The sequence below is a fragment of the Nocardia sp. NPDC060255 genome (genome assembly GCF_042727395.1).
GTDB lineage: Bacteria > Actinomycetota > Actinomycetes > Mycobacteriales > Mycobacteriaceae > Nocardia.
Window position 1 is genome coordinate 14,835 of record NZ_JBHXAU010000008.1, and the last position, 16,740, is coordinate 31,574.

General features: G+C 68.0%; 16 protein-coding genes and 1 riboswitch. Of the genes, 11 read left to right on the top strand and 5 right to left on the bottom strand.

Translation table 11 applies throughout. The features are described 5' to 3' along the window. Window positions 1-43 precede the first annotated feature (43 nt). Window positions 44-988, bottom strand: a complete 945-nt coding sequence (locus tag ACFWF1_RS16765; protein WP_379292136.1) for a GNAT family N-acetyltransferase — start codon at window positions 986-988, stop codon at window positions 44-46. A gap of 149 nt (window positions 989-1,137) precedes the next feature. On the opposite strand from ACFWF1_RS16765, the gene ACFWF1_RS16770 reads away from it, so the two are divergent. Together ACFWF1_RS16770 and ACFWF1_RS16775 are read left to right on the top strand one after the other, a co-directional pair. Next, entirely contained in the window at window positions 1,138-2,430 is a 1,293-nt protein-coding gene (locus ACFWF1_RS16770; protein ID WP_379292135.1) for an adenosylmethionine--8-amino-7-oxononanoate transaminase, read from the top strand. Between the two features lie 31 nt (window positions 2,431-2,461). Continuing rightward, window positions 2,462-4,291: an ArnT family glycosyltransferase gene (locus tag ACFWF1_RS16775; protein ID WP_379322192.1), complete on the top strand. Its 1,830-nt coding sequence runs from the start codon at window positions 2,462-2,464 to the stop codon at window positions 4,289-4,291. A gap of 23 nt (window positions 4,292-4,314) precedes the next feature. Here ACFWF1_RS16775 and ACFWF1_RS16780 read toward each other — a convergent pair whose 3' ends face one another. After that, window positions 4,315-4,686, bottom strand: coding sequence for a cupin domain-containing protein (locus tag ACFWF1_RS16780; RefSeq protein ID WP_379289288.1), 372 nt, complete (start codon window positions 4,684-4,686; stop codon window positions 4,315-4,317). A 61-nt stretch (window positions 4,687-4,747) separates the two neighbouring features. On the opposite strand from ACFWF1_RS16780, the gene ACFWF1_RS16785 reads away from it, so the two are divergent. The 4 genes from ACFWF1_RS16785 to bioD are packed head-to-tail and all read left to right on the top strand — an operon-like array spanning window position 4,748 to window position 7,232. Next, complete coding sequence (locus ACFWF1_RS16785) at window positions 4,748-5,227, top strand: MarR family winged helix-turn-helix transcriptional regulator (protein ID WP_379289290.1); 480 nt, start codon at window positions 4,748-4,750, stop codon at window positions 5,225-5,227. Window positions 5,228-5,281: 54 nt separating this feature from the next. After that, window positions 5,282-6,436, top strand: coding sequence for an 8-amino-7-oxononanoate synthase (locus tag ACFWF1_RS16790; RefSeq protein ID WP_379289292.1), 1,155 nt, complete (start codon window positions 5,282-5,284; stop codon window positions 6,434-6,436). Next, window positions 6,433-6,561, top strand: a complete 129-nt coding sequence (locus tag ACFWF1_RS16795) for a hypothetical protein (protein WP_379289294.1) — start codon at window positions 6,433-6,435, stop codon at window positions 6,559-6,561. Before ACFWF1_RS16790 ends, ACFWF1_RS16795 begins: the two co-directional genes overlap by 4 nt. Continuing rightward, window positions 6,558-7,232, top strand: a complete 675-nt coding sequence (gene bioD / locus ACFWF1_RS16800) for a dethiobiotin synthase (protein ID WP_379289296.1) — start codon at window positions 6,558-6,560, stop codon at window positions 7,230-7,232. The genes ACFWF1_RS16795 and bioD overlap by 4 nt, the downstream gene beginning before the upstream one ends. 536 nt (window positions 7,233-7,768) lie before the next feature. Here the strand turns inward: bioD and ACFWF1_RS16805 are convergent. The 3 genes from ACFWF1_RS16805 to ACFWF1_RS16815 form a co-directional block, all read right to left on the bottom strand. Continuing rightward, window positions 7,769-8,794: an ABC transporter substrate-binding protein gene (locus ACFWF1_RS16805; RefSeq protein ID WP_379289298.1), complete on the bottom strand. Its 1,026-nt coding sequence runs from the start codon at window positions 8,792-8,794 to the stop codon at window positions 7,769-7,771. Between the two features lie 241 nt (window positions 8,795-9,035). Continuing rightward, a complete protein-coding gene (locus ACFWF1_RS16810; protein ID WP_379289299.1) occupies window positions 9,036-10,010 on the bottom strand; it encodes an ABC transporter ATP-binding protein in 975 nt (324 codons plus the stop codon). Then, window positions 10,007-11,038: a FecCD family ABC transporter permease gene (locus ACFWF1_RS16815; protein WP_379289301.1), complete on the bottom strand. Its 1,032-nt coding sequence runs from the start codon at window positions 11,036-11,038 to the stop codon at window positions 10,007-10,009. Before ACFWF1_RS16815 ends, ACFWF1_RS16810 begins: the two co-directional genes overlap by 4 nt. A 122-nt stretch (window positions 11,039-11,160) precedes the next feature. After that, window positions 11,161-11,218: riboswitch (cobalamin riboswitch) on the bottom strand. Window positions 11,219-11,332: 114 nt separating this feature from the next. On the opposite strand from ACFWF1_RS16815, the gene ACFWF1_RS16820 reads away from it, so the two are divergent. The 5 genes from ACFWF1_RS16820 to ACFWF1_RS16840 all read left to right on the top strand — a co-directional run bounded on the left by ACFWF1_RS16820 (window position 11,333) and on the right by ACFWF1_RS16840 (window position 16,603). After that, complete coding sequence (locus tag ACFWF1_RS16820; RefSeq protein ID WP_379289303.1) at window positions 11,333-12,502, top strand: alpha/beta fold hydrolase; 1,170 nt, start codon at window positions 11,333-11,335, stop codon at window positions 12,500-12,502. Between the two features lie 63 nt (window positions 12,503-12,565). Next, window positions 12,566-13,660: an ABC transporter substrate-binding protein gene (locus ACFWF1_RS16825; protein WP_379289305.1), complete on the top strand. Its 1,095-nt coding sequence runs from the start codon at window positions 12,566-12,568 to the stop codon at window positions 13,658-13,660. After that, window positions 13,660-14,520, top strand: coding sequence for an ABC transporter permease (locus ACFWF1_RS16830; protein WP_379289307.1), 861 nt, complete (start codon window positions 13,660-13,662; stop codon window positions 14,518-14,520). Before ACFWF1_RS16825 ends, ACFWF1_RS16830 begins: the two co-directional genes overlap by 1 nt. After that, a complete protein-coding gene (locus ACFWF1_RS16835) occupies window positions 14,496-15,257 on the top strand; it encodes an ABC transporter ATP-binding protein (RefSeq protein WP_379289308.1) in 762 nt (253 codons plus the stop codon). Before ACFWF1_RS16830 ends, ACFWF1_RS16835 begins: the two co-directional genes overlap by 25 nt. Beyond that, a complete protein-coding gene (locus ACFWF1_RS16840) occupies window positions 15,254-16,603 on the top strand; it encodes an LLM class flavin-dependent oxidoreductase (RefSeq protein ID WP_379289310.1) in 1,350 nt (449 codons plus the stop codon). The genes ACFWF1_RS16835 and ACFWF1_RS16840 overlap by 4 nt, the downstream gene beginning before the upstream one ends. The last annotated feature ends 137 nt before the right edge of the window (window positions 16,604-16,740 follow it).

Below are 16,740 nucleotides of genomic sequence, written 5' to 3' on the forward strand. Positions count from 1 at the left end.
GATGGCCGTCCTGGTAACCCCTCAGCAATGTCAGGGGCGGAGCTTATTCGGGCGAGCCGAGTGATCGTCGCCAGGTCTGACCGATCAGGTCGGCGCCCCAGCTGTGGTGCGGACTCTCCTCGGCCAGTTCGAAACCGGCGCGCTGGTAGATGTGCCGGGCCGCGGTGAGGACGTCATTGGTCCACAGCACGATCTCGCGGTAACCCGCTGCGGTGGCGAAGCGCAGGCATTCGTCGACCAGTGCGGCACCGACGCCGAGGCCGCGGGCAGTGGGCTCGACCAGCAGCAGGCGCAGCCGTGCGGTCGTGTCGTTCTCGGCGACGCAGAAGATGCTGCCCACCGGTTCGCCGCCGGATTCGGCGATCCAGGCGCGTTCGCGCTGTTCGTCGTGCGCGGCGAGGTAGTCGGCGACGATGCGCACGATCAGCTCCTCATATGTTCCGTCCCAACCGTATTCGTCGCTGTAGAGGCGGGCGTGCCGCTCGATGACCCACCCGTAGTCGCCCGCCTTCGGCTCCCTTATCACGAAAGGGGGCGCGGCTGCCGCGTTGGCGGGGTGGTCCAGGATCTGCTGGATGGTCTGCATCGCGGTGACCAGGCGGGCCCGCGCGGCGGGTGGTTTGGCGTTGAGCAGGTAGCCGATTTCGGCGCTGGAGCGCTGGTCGAGGACCGCGGCTATTTCCTTGCCCCGCTTGGTGAGTCGCACTTCCTGGCGGCGGGCGTCGCTCTCGGAGCGGTTGCGCTGGACCAGGCCGGCGTGCTCGAAGCTGGCCAGGATGCGGCTCAGGTATCCGGCGTCGAGATCGAGGGTCTGGCGCAGGGTTACCACCTCGGCGGTCCCGGAGTTGGCCAGTTCGAACAGGATTCGGGCCTCGGTGAGCGAATACTCGCTGTCCAGCAGGCCTTCGCGGAGCACGCCGATGACCCGGGTGTAGCGGCGGTTGAATTCGCGGACCGCGGCGATATCCGTGGCGGCGACGGTGGTCACGACGGCTCCCTTCGTGCGGTGATCGTTGACTCAGTCAAAGAATAACCCTGAGCGGCCGCTCGGCGACAGGAATTAGTCTCGCGCCCAGCTCCAGTGGTAACTTGAACGGCGTTCAAGCCCGCCCCTTCGGGCCGACCGCAAGGATTCCTGTGGCACTGACCCTTGACGAGATCACCGCCATCGATGCCAAGCACGTCTGGCATCCATACGGCGGATTCCCCGCGACAACCGAACCACTGGTCGTCTCGGAGGCCTCCGGTACACGGCTGACGCTGGCCGACGGTCGCCAGGTCATCGACGGGATGAGCTCCTGGTGGGCCGCCATCCACGGCTACCGGCACCCGGTGCTGGACGCCGCACTGGTGGCGCAGTCGCAGCGGATGAGCCACGTGATGTTCGGCGGGCTCACCCACGAACCGGCCGCGCGGCTGGCCGAACTGCTGGTCGAGCTCACGCCGGGCGGCCTGGACAAGGTGTTCCTGTGTGACTCCGGCTCGGTATCGGTCGAGGTCGCGGTGAAGATGTGCCTGCAGTACTGGCGCGCGCTCGGCCGGCCGGGGAAGCGGCGGCTGCTCACCTGGCGCGGGGGGTATCACGGCGACACGTTCACTCCGATGAGCGTGTGCGATCCGACGGGCGGCATGCACTCGCTGTGGACCGACGTCTTGGTGGATCAGGTCTTCGCGCCGATGCCGCCGGCCGACTATCGGGCCGAGTATGTGGCGGAGCTGGAGCGGATGATCAGCGCCCATGCCGACGAGCTGGCGGCGGTCATCGTGGAACCTGTGGTGCAGGGCGCGGGTGGGATGCGCTGGCATCATCCGCGCTATCTGACCGATCTGCGCAAGTTGTGTGACGCGCACGGGGTACTGCTGGTTTTCGATGAGATCGCGACCGGATTCGGCCGCACCGGAACGTTTTTCGCGGCCGATCAGGTGGGTGTCAGTCCGGATGTCATGTGTGTCGGTAAGGCGTTGACGGGGGGATATCTCACCCTCGCCGCGACGCTGTGCACCGCCGTGATCGCCGAGACGATCAGCGCGGAGCACGGTGGGTTGATGCACGGGCCGACCTTCATGGGTAATCCGCTGGCCTGCGCGGTCGCGGTGGCCTCGCTCGAACTGCTGACGGGTGGGGATTGGCGCGGGGAGGTGGCGCGGATCGAAACCGGACTCGAAGCGGGACTCGCGCCGTTGCGGGGCAGGCCCGGCGTGGTCGAGGTGCGGGTGCTCGGCGCGATCGGGGTGATCGAACTCGACCACCCGGTGGATATGCGCAGCGCGACCGCCGCCGCCGTCGACGCGGGGGTGTGGCTGCGGCCGTTCCGGAATCTCATCTACACCATGCCGCCGTTCATCAGCACTGATGAGGACGTCGCGGCGATCACGGTGGGGATGCGCGCTGCCGTCGAAGCCCAGTCCAGCGCGGCGAAACTCGGTTGACACTGCCTTCGGGTCTCTCGATATTGGTGGGGTGACTGCGGATACGTCAGTGCGTCCGGCCGAGAGCCGGTGGCGGTTTTGGCGATCACCGCAGGGGCAGCCCGCGTGGGCGCGCCCGGCGCTGCTCGTGGTCGCCGCGGTGACCACGGTGCTGTACGGGTGGGGCATCGGATCGGAAGCGCCGCACCTGTATTACGCGGCTGCTGTGCGTTCGATGTCGATGAGCTGGCACAACTTCTTCTTCGCCGCCTTCGATCCGGACGCGACCATCGGCATCGATAAACTTCCCGGCGCGTTCTGGGTGCAGACGCTGTCGGTGCGGATCTTCGGGCCGCACCTGTGGGCGTATCTGCTGCCGCAGGTGATCGAAGGTGTGCTGACGATTCTGGTGCTCTATCGCGCGGTACGCAGGCTGTCGAGTCCGGTAGCGGCGATCGTGGCGGTGGTGGTCGCGGCGCTGGTGCCCGCGACGGTCGCGCTGAATCGCGGCAATGTCGCCGATACGTTGCTCGTGCTGTTACTGGTGCTGGCGGCCGATCAGGTCGCGGTCGCGATCGAGTCGGGGCGGACTCGAAACATGGTGTACGCGGGCGTGTTTGTCGGACTGGCGTTCCAGGCCAAGATGGTGCAGGCGTGGATCGTCGTGCCGGTCATCGCGATCGCGGTGCTGGTGTGTGCGCCGAGGGCGCAGCTGCGCCAACGGATCACCGCCACCGTGCTGTTCGGTGTTGTCGCACTGACGATTTCGCTGGCGTGGATGTCGGTGGTCAGCCTGGTTCCCGACCGGGATCGGCCGTATGCCGATGGCAGCCAAGATAATTCGCTGTTCGAGCAGGTTTTCGTCTACAACGCCGCGAGTCGCGCCAATGATTCGTTCACCGTCGGCGCGGCGAACTTCTCCACCGGGAAGTCTCAGGCAGGCTATCGCGCCGAGCTGGTGCTCGGGCCCGAGAATCGGTTCGACCACGTCTTCGGTGGCGGCGGTGGGCGCGAGATCGGCTGGCTGGTGCCGTTGGCGCTGCTCGGTCTGCTCGTGCTCGCCGTGCTCGCGTTGCGTCGGCCTCGGGTCGATCCCGGCACCGGCGCGGTGTTCTTGTGGGGTGGGTGGCTGGTCATTCATCTGGCCGCGTTCCTGATCGCCGGCACGGTCAATCCGTACTACCTCGCGGTGCTGACGCCGGCGATCGCGGCGCTGATCGGGATGGGGGTGGTCGCTTTCGTGCGATCGGTGCACGTCCCCGGTGTGCGGGTGGTCGGCATCGGTGCTGCCGTGGCGACCGTCGCCTATGGCGGGTGGTTGCTGGGCGCGGCGTCGAGTGAGCTGCGCTGGGTGACCGTTGGTGTGGCGCTGACCTGTTGTGTAGCAGCGGTATTCGTGCGCCGGGCGCGAGTGCTGCCGGTGTTGCTCGTCGCGGTGCTCGCCGCGCCTGCGGTCGCCTCGGCCTCGGTGGTCGCCGACGACTACGGGCCGCTGGACACGCCGTTCGAATCGGCGCAGGCCCGCCAGGTCACCCAGGGTTTCCTGGCCGGGTCCGTGGATCAGGCTGCGGGGTTGATGGACCAGCTGCGGAAATCGCCTGGGGGCGAACGCTATCCGCTGATGACGTATACCTCCGTGCTCGCGTCACCGTTCATCCTGGCCACCGGCACGGAGATCCCGTCCATCGGCGGATTCACCGGCCGATCACCGGTCCCGACCACCGCCGACGTCGCCCGCATGATCGAAGGTAACCAAGTCGGCTTGGTGCTGATCTCGCCTGCCGACGACGATCGGATCACTTGGATAACGCAGCACTGCAAGAAACTGCCGGACACCGGTGACGGGCCCGGGTTGCTGGCTTACTTCTGCGGGCACAAGTAGCTCGACGGGCGTGCCCGGTTAGTTCACGCGATCCAGGGTGGCACGACCATGGTGTCGCTGCCCGGCACGCCTGCCTTGGCGCTCGCCTGCGCGGTGACGATGGCGGTAAAGCCTTCGACGGTGCTCACCTGACGAAGCACATCGGCGGGCATGATCACCGTATCGCCCTCGGCCGCAGTGAGTTTCACGCCGCCCAGGTCGATGGTCGCCCGGCCCGAGACGATGGTCCAGATCTGTTCGGTGTCGATGAAGTGGACCGGTCCCGACGTGTCGGCGGGCACCTCGACCCGCCAGAGCGCGAGCGAACTGCCGCCCTGGGTCGGCGAGGCGAGGGTGGTCATGACGCCGGCCGGGGTTTCGGTGCGGCGGGTTTCGGTGTGTTGGATGACGGTCATGCTCGGTCGCTCCGTAAGATAGACAATGAAGTTGTCCATATAGTCAACGAGGTTGTCCAATATGTCAAGTGACTCCGGTGGTTACGAGCTGCCGTTGCGGATGCTGCTCGGGTTTCGCGCCGTCATCGACGAGGTGCATGCCGAGTTGGCCGAGCATGGGCACGCCGAGTTGCGGCCGATGCACGGGTTCGTGTTCCAGGCCGTCGGTCGGGTCGGTGGGATGTACGGGTGCGCTGCCGCCGACCTCGGCCGTGCCCTCGGGATCTCGAAACAGGCGGCGGGCAAACACATCGAGGCGCTCGAGCGCCTGGGTTATCTGCGGCGCGGTCATGATCCGACCGATGCGCGGCGCAAGGTTTATACGTTGACCGACCGTGCCGTCGACGTGCTGGACCGGTCCGCGCGGATCTTCGACCGGATTCATGATCGGTGGGCGCGCCAGTTGGGGGCGGGCCGGCTGGCGCAGCTCGAACAGGATCTGCGTACCGTCACGCCGGGTGAGGTGTTCCGATTCGATACGCCGAACTGGTTCATGGGCTGAGGTGATGGCTCGGGACTATGCACCTTGAACGGCGTTCAAGTATGCTCCGGAGCTGTGACTACCGATCCGTTGCGTTGGTTGGATGAGCGCGCGTCCGCGCGGGTGGCCGCGGGGCTGCGCCGTGAGCTACGGCCCCGGGCGGCGCTGTCGCCGTCGATCGACCTGGCCTCGAACGACTACCTCGGGTTGGTTCGTCATCCCGAGGTGATCGACGGAGCGATCGAGGCGGTGCGGCGCTGGGGCGCCGGGTCGACCGGGTCGCGGCTCGTCACCGGCACTACCGTCGAACACGAGCTGCTGGAGACCGAACTCGCCGAATTCGTCGGCGCTGAAACAGGACTCGTCTTCGCCTCCGGGTATGCGGCCAACCTTGGCGTGGTCACCGCGCTGGCCGGGCGTGGGGCGCTGGTTGTTTCGGACGCGGGGAGTCACGCGTCGCTCGTCGACGCGTGCAGGCTGTCGCGGGCCCGGATCGAGGTCGCCGCGCACGGAGACGTCGACGCGGTCGACCGGCTGCTTGCCGCGCGGACCGAGGAGCGGGCGCTGGTGCTCACCGATTCGGTGTTCAGTGCCGACGGTGACCTCGCGCCGCTTATCGAGCTGCATCGGGTCACCAGGGCACGCGGCGCGGTGTTGATCGTGGACGAGGCGCACGGGCTCGGGGTGCGCGGCGAGGGCGGGCGCGGGCTGGTGCACGAAGTCGGCCTGGCCGGAGCGCCGGACCTGGTGATCACCGCGACCTTGTCGAAATCCCTTGCCGCGCAGGGTGGAGTGGTGCTGGCCAGCGAACGGGTGCGCGCCCACCTGATCGACGCCGCGCGCACCTTCATCTTCGATACCGGTCTCGCTCCCGCCGCCGTCGGTGCGGCGCGTGCGGCACTGCGGGTGCTGCGTCGCGAACCCGAGCTGGCGGGCCGGGTGTTGGAGCGTGCCGCCGACATCGCGCGGATTGCCGCTGTGCCCGCGCCGGATTCGGCGGTGGTGTCGGTCGTACTCGGCAAAGCGCAGGTCGCCTTCGACGCGGCGCAGGCGTGCCGGGCGCGCGGTCTCGACGTCGGCTGCTTCCGCCCACCGTCGGTGCCGGAGGGCACATCGCGGCTGCGACTGACCGCCCGCGCCAACCTCACTCCGGCCGAACTCGACACCATCGCAACGGTTCTCGGTGAAGTGCTGATCCAGGCCCGTGGGCTGGATGTGGTGCGCGCGTGAGGATCGAAGACCGTACGATCGCTCGAGTACATCGGTCGTGGAAGGCGGCGGGCGTTGTCGCGCTGATCGGTTCCGGTGGCCTGTCCCTGATCGCTGCGGCTTTCGTGCTGGCGGTGGCCGCATGAGCCTGCTGTTGATCACCGGAACGTCCACAGATGTCGGCAAGACCGTGGTTACCGCGGCCGTTGCCGCTATGGCGTTGGCCGACGGAAAGTCGGTGGCGGTGTGTAAACCGGGTCAAACCGGTGTTGCTCCAGGCGAACCCGGTGATCTCGCCGAAATCGAGCGCCTCACCGGTGTCACTCGAACCCTCGAACTCGCGCGCTACCCGGACCCACTGGCACCCGACACCGCCGCCCGCCGTGCGGGGCTGCCTGAGCTGACGCTGGCCGAAACCGTTGCCGGGATAGACGCACTCGGCGACGCCGATCTCACCCTGGTGGAAGGTGCGGGCGGCCTGCTGGTCCGGCTCGGCGATTTCACCCTCCTCGACCTCGCCCAAAAACTTGACGCCCCCGTACTTTTGGTAACCGCCGCTGGCCTCGGCACCCTCAACCACACCGAACTGACCACCCGCGCACTGCAATCAGCGGGCGTCCGATGCGCAGGCCTGGTAATCGGCTCCTGGCCCACCACCCCCGACCTCGCCGCCAACTGCAACCGAGTCGACCTACCCCGCGTAACCGGCATCGACCTAGTCGGCACCATCCCCGCAGGCACCGGCTCCTGGCCCCGCAACAGCTTCACCGCCGCAGCCCCCACCTGGTTCACCCCCACCTGGTCCCCCTTCGGCTGACCCACGTTGCACCCCGCGCGCGGTTTCGCCCCGCGCGCACGAATCTGCCGGCAAATTCGTGCGCGTCGAGCGAATCGCCGCGCGGGGCGGGCGCCTGGTTGTGTGCGGATTGCTTGCCTAGCCGGATCCTGTATTGCGCATCGTTTCGCGCACGAATCTGCCGGCAAATTCGTGCGCGTCGAGCGAATCGCCGCGCGGCGTGTCCTAGGTTGCGCGGACTGTCCGCCGGGCCGCGTTGTATGTGTCGCGGGTCGCGGGTCGCGGGTCGCGGGTCGCGGGTCGCGCGGAGGCGGTGCGTCAACGAGGCATGCGCTGCGCATCGTTTCGCACGCCGCGCACGAGTTTGCTCGCGAATCAGTGCGCGGCGGGTGGATCGGTGCGCGGCGTCAGCAACGTGCGTTGTGGTGGTCTGCGGATCGGCCGAGCTGTGCGCACGGGGCCGCGTGCCGATTCGCCACTGGGCCGCGCATTGTTTCGCTTCCCGCGCATGAGTTTGCTGGCAAATTCGTGCGCGGGAAGCGAACTGGTGCGCTGCGTCAGCGGATGGTGTCGTCGGCGCGGGGCTGGATGGGGGAGGCGGGGACGAGGTTCCAGCGTTCGAGTTGTTTGCGGATTTGTTCGGCGGCGTCGATGTTGAGGGGGCCGCTGGTCCACATGGCGTAGGGGAGGTTGAGGAAGCGGCCCTCGGTGACGGCGCGGAGCTGGTTGATGCCGGGCTTGGCGCGCAGCGCCTCGACCTTCTGGGCGAAGGTTTGCGGCGGGTAGTCGACGAACATGATGGCGTCGGGGTCGGCGGCGGCCAGGCGCTCCCAGGACACCCTGGTCCAGGTGTCGGCCACGTCGCTGAGTGCGTTGCGGCCGCCCGCGGCATCCAGGATCGCTTGCGGCGCACCGAAACTGCCGCTGGACATCAGGGAGTCGGTGGCGCTGTCGAACAGGAAGATGGTCGGCTTGCGCTCGGCCTGCGGTGCGCTGGTCAGCGCCGCGAGCCGCTGGTCGAGGTCGGCGGTGACCGCGGTGGCGCGGTCGGCGCGGCCGGTGATGGCGCCGAGGTTGGTGAGGTCGGTGCGCAGCGCTGTCCACGGTTCGACGATGCCGCGCGGGCGTTCGCCATTGTGCTGGCGGCAGCTCTCGGTGAGCGTGTAGGCCGCGATTCCCGCCTTGTTCAACGAATCCGGCGTCAGGTTCTTGGCCTCGTCGTACCCGTAGCTCCACCCCGCGACCATCACGTCCGGCCCCTGCGCCAGCACGGTCTCCCGCGACGGATATTCCGGCGCAACAGACTTCAACTGATCGACCACCGGCCCGTAGTGCCTGCGCAACGTGCCCGCGTCCCGTTGCACGCTCGACACGGCGGCCACCTGGTCCTGCGCCCCGAGCGCCAGCGCCATCGAGATCAGGTTCCCGTCATTGACGAACAACCGCTTCGCCGGAGCCGGAAACCGCACGTCCACATCACAATTGCGGATCGTGAGATCCCCGGCGGTGGTCTGCTGCGCGCTACATCCGGCCACCGCCGCGGCCAGCGCAACCGCGACCAACACGCGCAAGGTGTGCTTCATGAATTCGCCTTTCAAGGTAACCAACAGTTTCGAGTAGTCATCTGCCAACGGGGACAGGGCAGCGCTGAATCACGAGAACGGCCGCCGCGCAGTCTCGTTCGCAGGCGCCGGCACGGGCCAACGGGTCACGGTGACGGCGAATCGCGGGAGGCGCACGGTGCCGCTCGAGGCAGTGGGACGCGACTGACGCGTGCTCCGTGGTATCGCGGTCGGATGTCGGCGACGTTCTCGGCGACCAGGGTCATGGTGCGAGCTCGCGGGGAGTGATCAGCAGGTGGGGGTCGCCGGTTTCGGGGTGGGGGACGCGGAGGGCGCGGACACCGAAGACCTCGTCGACCACCTCGGGAGCGAGGGCGGTGCCGGGTGGGGCGAGGGGGTGGGCGGTGCCGTTGTGTAACACCAGGATTCGGTCGCAGTAGCGGTCGGCCAGGGCCAGATCGTGCAATGCCATGACGACGGTCCGGTTCAGTGTGCGGGCCAGGGCGAGGAGTTCGAGGCGATGGGTGATGTCCAGGTGATTGGTCGGCTCGTCGAGCAGCAGCACCGGGGTGTTCTGCACGAGGGCGCGGGCAAGCAGCACGCGTTGGCGTTCGCCGCCGGAGAGGCGATGGACCGGGCGATCGGCGAATCCGGCGAGGTCCACCGTGGCCAACGCGTCCTGGACGGCGTGCTGTTCCTGCGGTGAACCGGCACCCCACGGCGGCAGATACGGTGTCAGCCCGAGTGCCACCACCTCGCCCGCGCGCAGGTCGGCGGGTGGACGCTCGTCCTGCGCCACCATGGCCACCGTGCGCGCCCGCCGTCGTGACGACAGTTCGTGCAGCACTTGGCCGTCCACCAGCACCTGCCCGCGCACCGGCCGCCGCACTCCGGCCAGCGTCCGCAGCAGCGTCGACTTACCCGTGCCGTTCGGTCCGACGATCCCGACCGTCTCTCCGGCCTGGATCGCGAAGGCCACGTCGGCGACCACGGTCTTCCGCCCGGCGGCACACGCGAGCCTGCGCACCTCCAATGTCCCAGCGTTGCTTCGGTTTTCGACCGAACCGCCCGCCGCGCGCTCGCGTTCGTTCGGTCTGACGGCCCCGTCGCGCTCACGCTCATTCGGCCCGGCCGCAAGCGGCTGGTCCGTGGCACGCTCGACGGTTTCCGCGTCGTGACCGAGTTCGGGTCTATTAGCGGACCCACTGTCCGACCGATGACGGTTGGGTCCGTTCATGATTCACCGAACCGATAGCGTCGACGCCCCATCAGGATCAGGAACGCCGGGGCACCGATCAGGCCGGTCAGCACGCCGACCGGAATTTCGGTGGGGCGGACCAAGATTCGGGTGGCGGCGTCGGCGACGACGAGGAACAGTGCGCCGCAGAGAGCGCAGGCGGGTAGCAGGCTGCGGTGGCGCGGGCCGACCAGCAGGCGGGCGGCGTGCGGGACGACCAGGCCGACGAAGCCAATGCCGCCCGACACCGCGACGAGCACCCCGACCAGCACCGCGAGCAACAAGAACAGAGCGACGCGCAGTTCCTTCACGGGAACACCGAGGGAAGCAGCGGTATCGGCGCCGACGGTCAGCGCATCCAGCCAACCGCTCGCGAGGAGCAACGCGAGACCGGCGAGCGCAACCACGCTCAGCGGCAACGCGATTCGCGTCCAATCGGCCCCCGCGAGGCTGCCGAGTAACCAGAACAACACCGATTGGGCCGCACCGGGATCCGGTCGGCGGAAGATGAGATAACTGCTCAACGCGGCGAACGCAGAGCCGAGCACGGTGCCGGTGAGCACCAGCCGCAACGGCGTCAGCCCACCCTGCGCGACCGCGATCAGGAACACCAGCCCCGCCGCGACGAACGCCCCGGCCAGTGCCCCGCCGGACAACGCCCACACCCCGGCACCGGCGAACAGCCCGGAGGTGATCACCGCCGCCGCACCGACACCCGCACCCGACGACACCCCGAGCAGATACGGATCGGCGAGCGGATTACGTACCAGCGTCTGCATGGCCGCCCCGGCCAACGCCAGTCCGGCCCCGACGATCGCGGCGAGCACCGTGCGCGGTACCCGTAACTGCCAGACGATGGTGTCCAAGCCGAAGTCGGTGGGCGTCTGCCCGGTGACGCGGTGCCGCAGCACTTCCAACACCGAGGAGACCGGCAGCGTTTCCGCGCCGAACCCGGTCGCGAGAATCATCGCGCAGATCAATAGCGCCCCGAGGACGGGGAAGATGACCGCCGCGCGGACACGGCTCATGCTGGCGCTCGGTTCCAGCATGCGCCGAGGCGCGCTGGTACATGATTCGCTCGCTACGCGCGCGCGGCGGTAGTGCTCCACAGGCAAGTCGCGGCCTCTCCAGAGTTGTCCGGCAGGGGAGGTCTGACTTTCGCCGTGGTGGCGATCACAGTGGCGCGACCGTTCCGGGATTGCACCGGATTCTCGCACCTGCCAGGGATGACGGCAGAACTCTACCGGTCGGTCGGGTTAACACCCGCCGCCGGGTCACGAGTGGAATGGCAGCCGTCCACACCCTTACGTACGGTGGGATAGATGTCGCCGTTCGATGACCGGCACCCGTCCACTGTTTCGGACTGGGACGACGCGCGACGCAAAGCCCGGCTGCGGGACACCAACCTGTGGCACGAGTGGAAGACGTTGCGCCGGACCAGGTCGGCAGTCCTGCGAGTGCTCGTACTGCTCGCCGCGGTACTGGTCGTCTTCGCCCAGTACCTGACCTTCGATGTCGAACCGGAACAAGCCCGCCTCGCCCGCACCGAGCCCGCGATCCTGCCCGTCGCCCCGCCCACCGATCCCAAGAACTGGGACACCGTCGTGGTGGACATGGTCGGCCTCGGCGGCCTGGACGCCAGCGCGACCGCCGCCGCCCTGCCCTCGCTGCGCGGCATGGGCGTGGTGTGGGCCATCCGCTACGACAACGAAGGTATCGACACCAAGGTGATCGCCGACCTGATCGTGCGCGCCGCCGAACTATCCGGGCTGAAGAATATCGTGCTGGTCGGGCACTCGATGGGCGGTGTGATCGCGCTGGAGGTCGCGAAACACGTCCATCTCGACAGTGACCGCCGCCTGGTCGGCGTGATCCTGGACTGCACCCCGGTGGACCTGAACGCGGTCCGCCCGGCGAGCCGCGGCGCGGGCGAGGACATGGTGCGCTGGATGCGCTGGCTGCCCGGTGCGCGCGAGAGCAGGCTGTTGCGGCTCGCGGTGGAAACCTACGCGCGCCGAGACCGTTTCATGTACGACGGCGGCGGTGGGGTGCCGCCCGGGGTCCGTTTCGGCAAGCTCGGCGAGGTGCTGCACGAGGTGTTGCGGGAGAAGATCTTCTCCCGCAACGCGGCGAGCAACGGTCTCATCGAGGCACAGTTCACCGCGATCGTGGCCGGCGGCGCGACGGGTGATCTGCGAGCGTTGGCCGAGCCTGCGGACGGAAAGCCGCGTCCCGCCATCGTTTTCATCCGCCCGCGCGATCCGGACGCGGACCAGGTGGTCGATGTCGAGTACTCGCACCGGGTGCTGATCGAGCAGTCCGGCGGCGTGGACGGCACGCTGTCGGTGGTGCTCGCGCGAAACACCGGGCACGCCAACCCGATGCAGCGGCCGACCGAATACAACACGTTCATCGAACAGCAGATAGTGCCGTTCATCCAGCGCTTCCAGGCGCAGGTCCGGGACGCTCCGCTCGCGGCGGCGCCGCGCTGAGCAGTTCGAACCAGCCTGAGACAAACGGTGTTCGGGCCAGATTTGTCTTGTTTGAATCCGTGTATGTACCGACCCCGCACGTTTTTGTTCGGCCGCCAAGGCCGCACCACCGCCGCATTGCTCGCCGTGGCAACCGTTGCGACCCTCGGACTCACCGGCTGCGCGAACAACGACAAGCCGGTCGGTCCCGTCGCCGTGGACACGCCACTGCCCGTTGAAGTTCCAGCTGGAACCAAACTCGTTGTCGCCGACCAGTCCGAGCGCCTGCAGCAGGTCCTTCGGGCGTCCGGCGAGCTGGACAAGCTGCCGTTCAAGGTCGAGTTCGCCAACTTCACCGGCGGCCCGGCCATTCTCGAAGCATTCCGCGCGGAAGCCGCCGACATCGCGCCGGTCGGCGACGTACCGCCGATCCACGCGCTGATCGCCGGGCAGGACGTGCCGATCGTAGCCGCCTATCAAACCAGCACCACCGCACTGAAACTCGCGGTGGCACCGGGGAAATCCATCGCCACGCTCGCCGATCTCAAGGGCAAGAAGATCGCCTACGCGGAAGGCACCGCGCAGCAGGCGGCGGTGTTGCGCGCGTTGGACAAGGCGGGACTGAAACCCGGTGACGTGCAGCTGATCCGGTTGCAGCTCGCGGAGTTCCTGGACGCCGTGCGTACCGGTCAGGTCGATGTCGCGCCGTTGATCGAGCCGAATGTCACTCGACTGCTGCGGACTCCGGGCGCCTCGCTGATCCCGGACTCGCAGACCGATGGCATCTACGGCGGGCTCGGCTACCTGTATGCCCGTCGCGCGGTTACCCAGGATCCGGCCAAGGCTGCCGCGGTCCGAGCCCTCGTCGGTGCCTTCGTGCGTTCCTTCCAGTGGTCCAATACCCATCAGGACGAGTGGGCGCGCAAGTACTACGTGGAGAATCAGAAGGTCAGTCCTGAGGATGCCAAGCGCATCGTGGATTCGCTGGGCACCTTCGTTTTCCCGCACCTGGATCAACAGCTCGTCGACCGGCAGCAGGCCACCATCGACGCCATCGACAAGGCCGGTGAGCTGCCGAAGAAGGTGCAGGCGGCGAAGGGCTTCGACCTGCGCTACAACGCCGCGATCACCGAGGCGGTCACCGCGAGCGGCGCCGCGTTCGAACCGAAGGCCCGTTGATGGCCACGGTGGACGCCGGGGTATGGCACCGGCTCGGACGTACCGCCGCACCGGCGCGGCAACTGGCCAAGCGCAAGCCCGCCCGGCCGCGGCTCGGACCGGGACGCCCGATTCCGTTCGGCGCGGCCATCGGGCCGACGCTGCTGATCCTCGCCTGGGTGCTCGGATCCGCCTCCGGCACACTGGATTCGGAGACGCTGCCCGCCCCGTGGACGGTCGCCGCGACCGCCGGTGACCTGATCTCGGACGGCAGGCTGCAATCCAATCTGCTCACCTCCGTGCAGCGCGCCGGTATCGGACTGGCCATCGGTGTCCTCATCGGGCTGGTGCTCGCGCTGGTCGCGGGATTGAGCCGCATCGGTGAAGCGCTGGTGGACGGGCCGATTCAGATCAAGCGCGCGATTCCGACGCTCGCGTTGATCCCGCTGTTCATCGTGTGGTTCGGCATCGGCGAGGAGATGAAGCTGGTCGTCATCACGACGAGCGTGGCGATCCCGATCTATCTGAGCACCCACGCGTATCTGCGCAGCGTCGACTCCAGGTACGTGGAACTCGCACAGACGGTGGGTCTTTCGCGCTGGGGGTTCATCCGGCGGATCGCGCTGCCCGGCTCGCTGCCCGGCTTCTTCACCGGACTGCGGCTCGCGGTCACCATCGCCTGGCTGGCCTTGGTCGTGGTGGAACAGGTCAATGCCACCAGCGGCATCGGCTACCTGATGACCCAGGCCCGCACCTACGGGCAGATCGACGTGATCGTGGTCGGGCTCGTGATCTACGGCCTGCTCGGACTTTTCGGCGATCTCGCCGTGCGCGCGGTGGAAAGGAAGGCGCTGTCATGGCGACAGACATTGGGGGACTGAGCGTCGTCCGCACGCGCGAACTGCGGCGCGGGTTCGGCGAACGGGTCGTGTTGCGCGACGTCGATCTCGATATCGCGCGCGGGGAATTCGTTGCCCTGCTCGGGCGTAGCGGTTCGGGCAAGAGCACGCTGCTGCGCGCGCTGGCGGAACTGGACTACGACGTACCCGGCTCGGGTGAACTGACGGTGCCCGCTGAACGTGCGGTGGTGTTCCAGGATTCGCGGCTGCTGCCCTGGATTCGCGTGCTCGACAACGTGACGCTCGGCTTGAGCGGACACGGTGCCGCCGAGCGCGGTCGGGCCGCCCTCGCCGAGGTCGGCTTGGCCGGTCGCGAAAAGGCCTGGCCCAGGCAGCTTTCCGGCGGTGAGCAGCAACGCGTCGCGCTGGCTCGTTCGCTGGTGCGGGAGCCGGAACTGCTGCTGGCCGACGAACCGTTCGGCGCGCTGGACGCGCTCACCCGGATCAAGATGCACGCGCTGTTGCAGGACCTGTGCGCCAAGCACCGGCCTGCCGTCCTGTTGGTCACCCATGACGTCGACGAGGCGCTGCTGCTCGCCGACCGCGTCCTGGTGCTCGACGAGGGCCGCATCGCCGTCGATCAGCGCATCGACCTGGAACGTCCACGCACGCACAGCGATCCGGCCTTCATCCGCCACCGGTCGCTGCTGCTCGCCAGTCTCGGCGTCGGTACCACCGACCTGCCGGGTCACCACGAAGAAGAGAAGCAAGCCTCATGAGTAGTCCCCGTCAGCTCAGTCTCAACGCGTTCATCTACCCGTCCGGTCACCACGAGGCCGCCTGGCGGCATCCCGACAGCCAGCCCGGCCGGATCTATGACGTCGACTACTACCAGGAGATCGGCCGCACCGCCGAGGCCGCGAAACTCGACGCGGTGTTCTTCGCCGACGGGCCCGCGCTGCGCACCAACGTCAAGCACAACGCGGGTTCCGGCCTGGAGCCGATCACCCTGCTCACCGCCATCGCCACGGCGACAACGCATCTCGGGCTGATCGCGACCGCCTCGACCACCTACTACGAGCCCTACAACCTGGCGCGGCTGTTCTCCACGCTGGACCACATCTCCCGCGGCCGAGCGGGCTGGAACATCGTCACCACCGGAACCGACCTGGCCGCCGCCAACTTCGGCCTCGACAAGCACCCCGACCATGCCGAACGTTATGCGCGGGCACGGGAATTCGTGGACGCCGTGGTCGCGCTGTGGGACAGCTGGGAGGACGACGCCATCCTGCTGGACCAGGCGGGCGGGGTATACGCCGACCCGGACAAGATCCACCCGATCGACTTCGTCGGCGAACACCTGAGGGTGCGTGGACCTTTCAACGCACCGCGCACGCCGCAGGGCTATCCGGTGCTCGTGCAGGCTGGCGCGTCCAACGAAGGCCGTTCGTTCGCAGGCAAATACGCCGAGGCGATCTTCACCGCGCATCAGCGACTCGAGGACGCGCAGCAGTTCTACGCCGACATCAAAGCGCAGGCACAGGGTTTCGGCCGCAACCCCGACCACGTCAAGATCCTGCCCGGCATCAGCCCGTTCATCGGCGACACCGAGGCGGCGGCCAAGCGGCTGGAGCGTGAGTTCAACGAGCTCACCGTGCCGGAATACGGTCTGACGCAACTGGAGAACATCGTCGGCAAGAGCCTGCGCCACCTGCCGCTCGACGAGGCGGTCCCGGTGGATCTGTTCGACGACGCGGGGGATGTCACTGACAACGGCCGCAGCCGCCTGCAGGTCGTCGCGGGCATCGTGCAGCGCGAGCGGCCGACCGTGCGCGGGTTGCTGCACAAGCTGGCCGGTGCGCGAGGGCACCGAGTGTTCGCGGGCACCCCCGAGCAGGTCGCCGACACCATCGAGGAGTGGTTCCGTAATGGTGCGGCAGACGGTTTCAATGTGATGCCGCCGTACTATCCGGGTGGACTCGAGGTGTTCGCCGAGACTGTCGTGCCGATCCTGCAGGAGCGCGGCCTGTTCCGCACCGAGTACACCGGCACGACGCTGCGTGACCACTTCGGCCTGCCGCGTCCGGCGGGCCGGACAGCGCGCCACCCGGCCTTGGCCCAGTGAGCGAGGCGGACTGTCTACGAACCCGCCGGACCATCCACGGCACGGAGTACCGCGCAGGTGAATTGTGTCGCAACGTAATTCGACTCACGGTCAACGCTGAGTCACACCGTCTCGCTGCGTCGATCGTAGGTTCCACC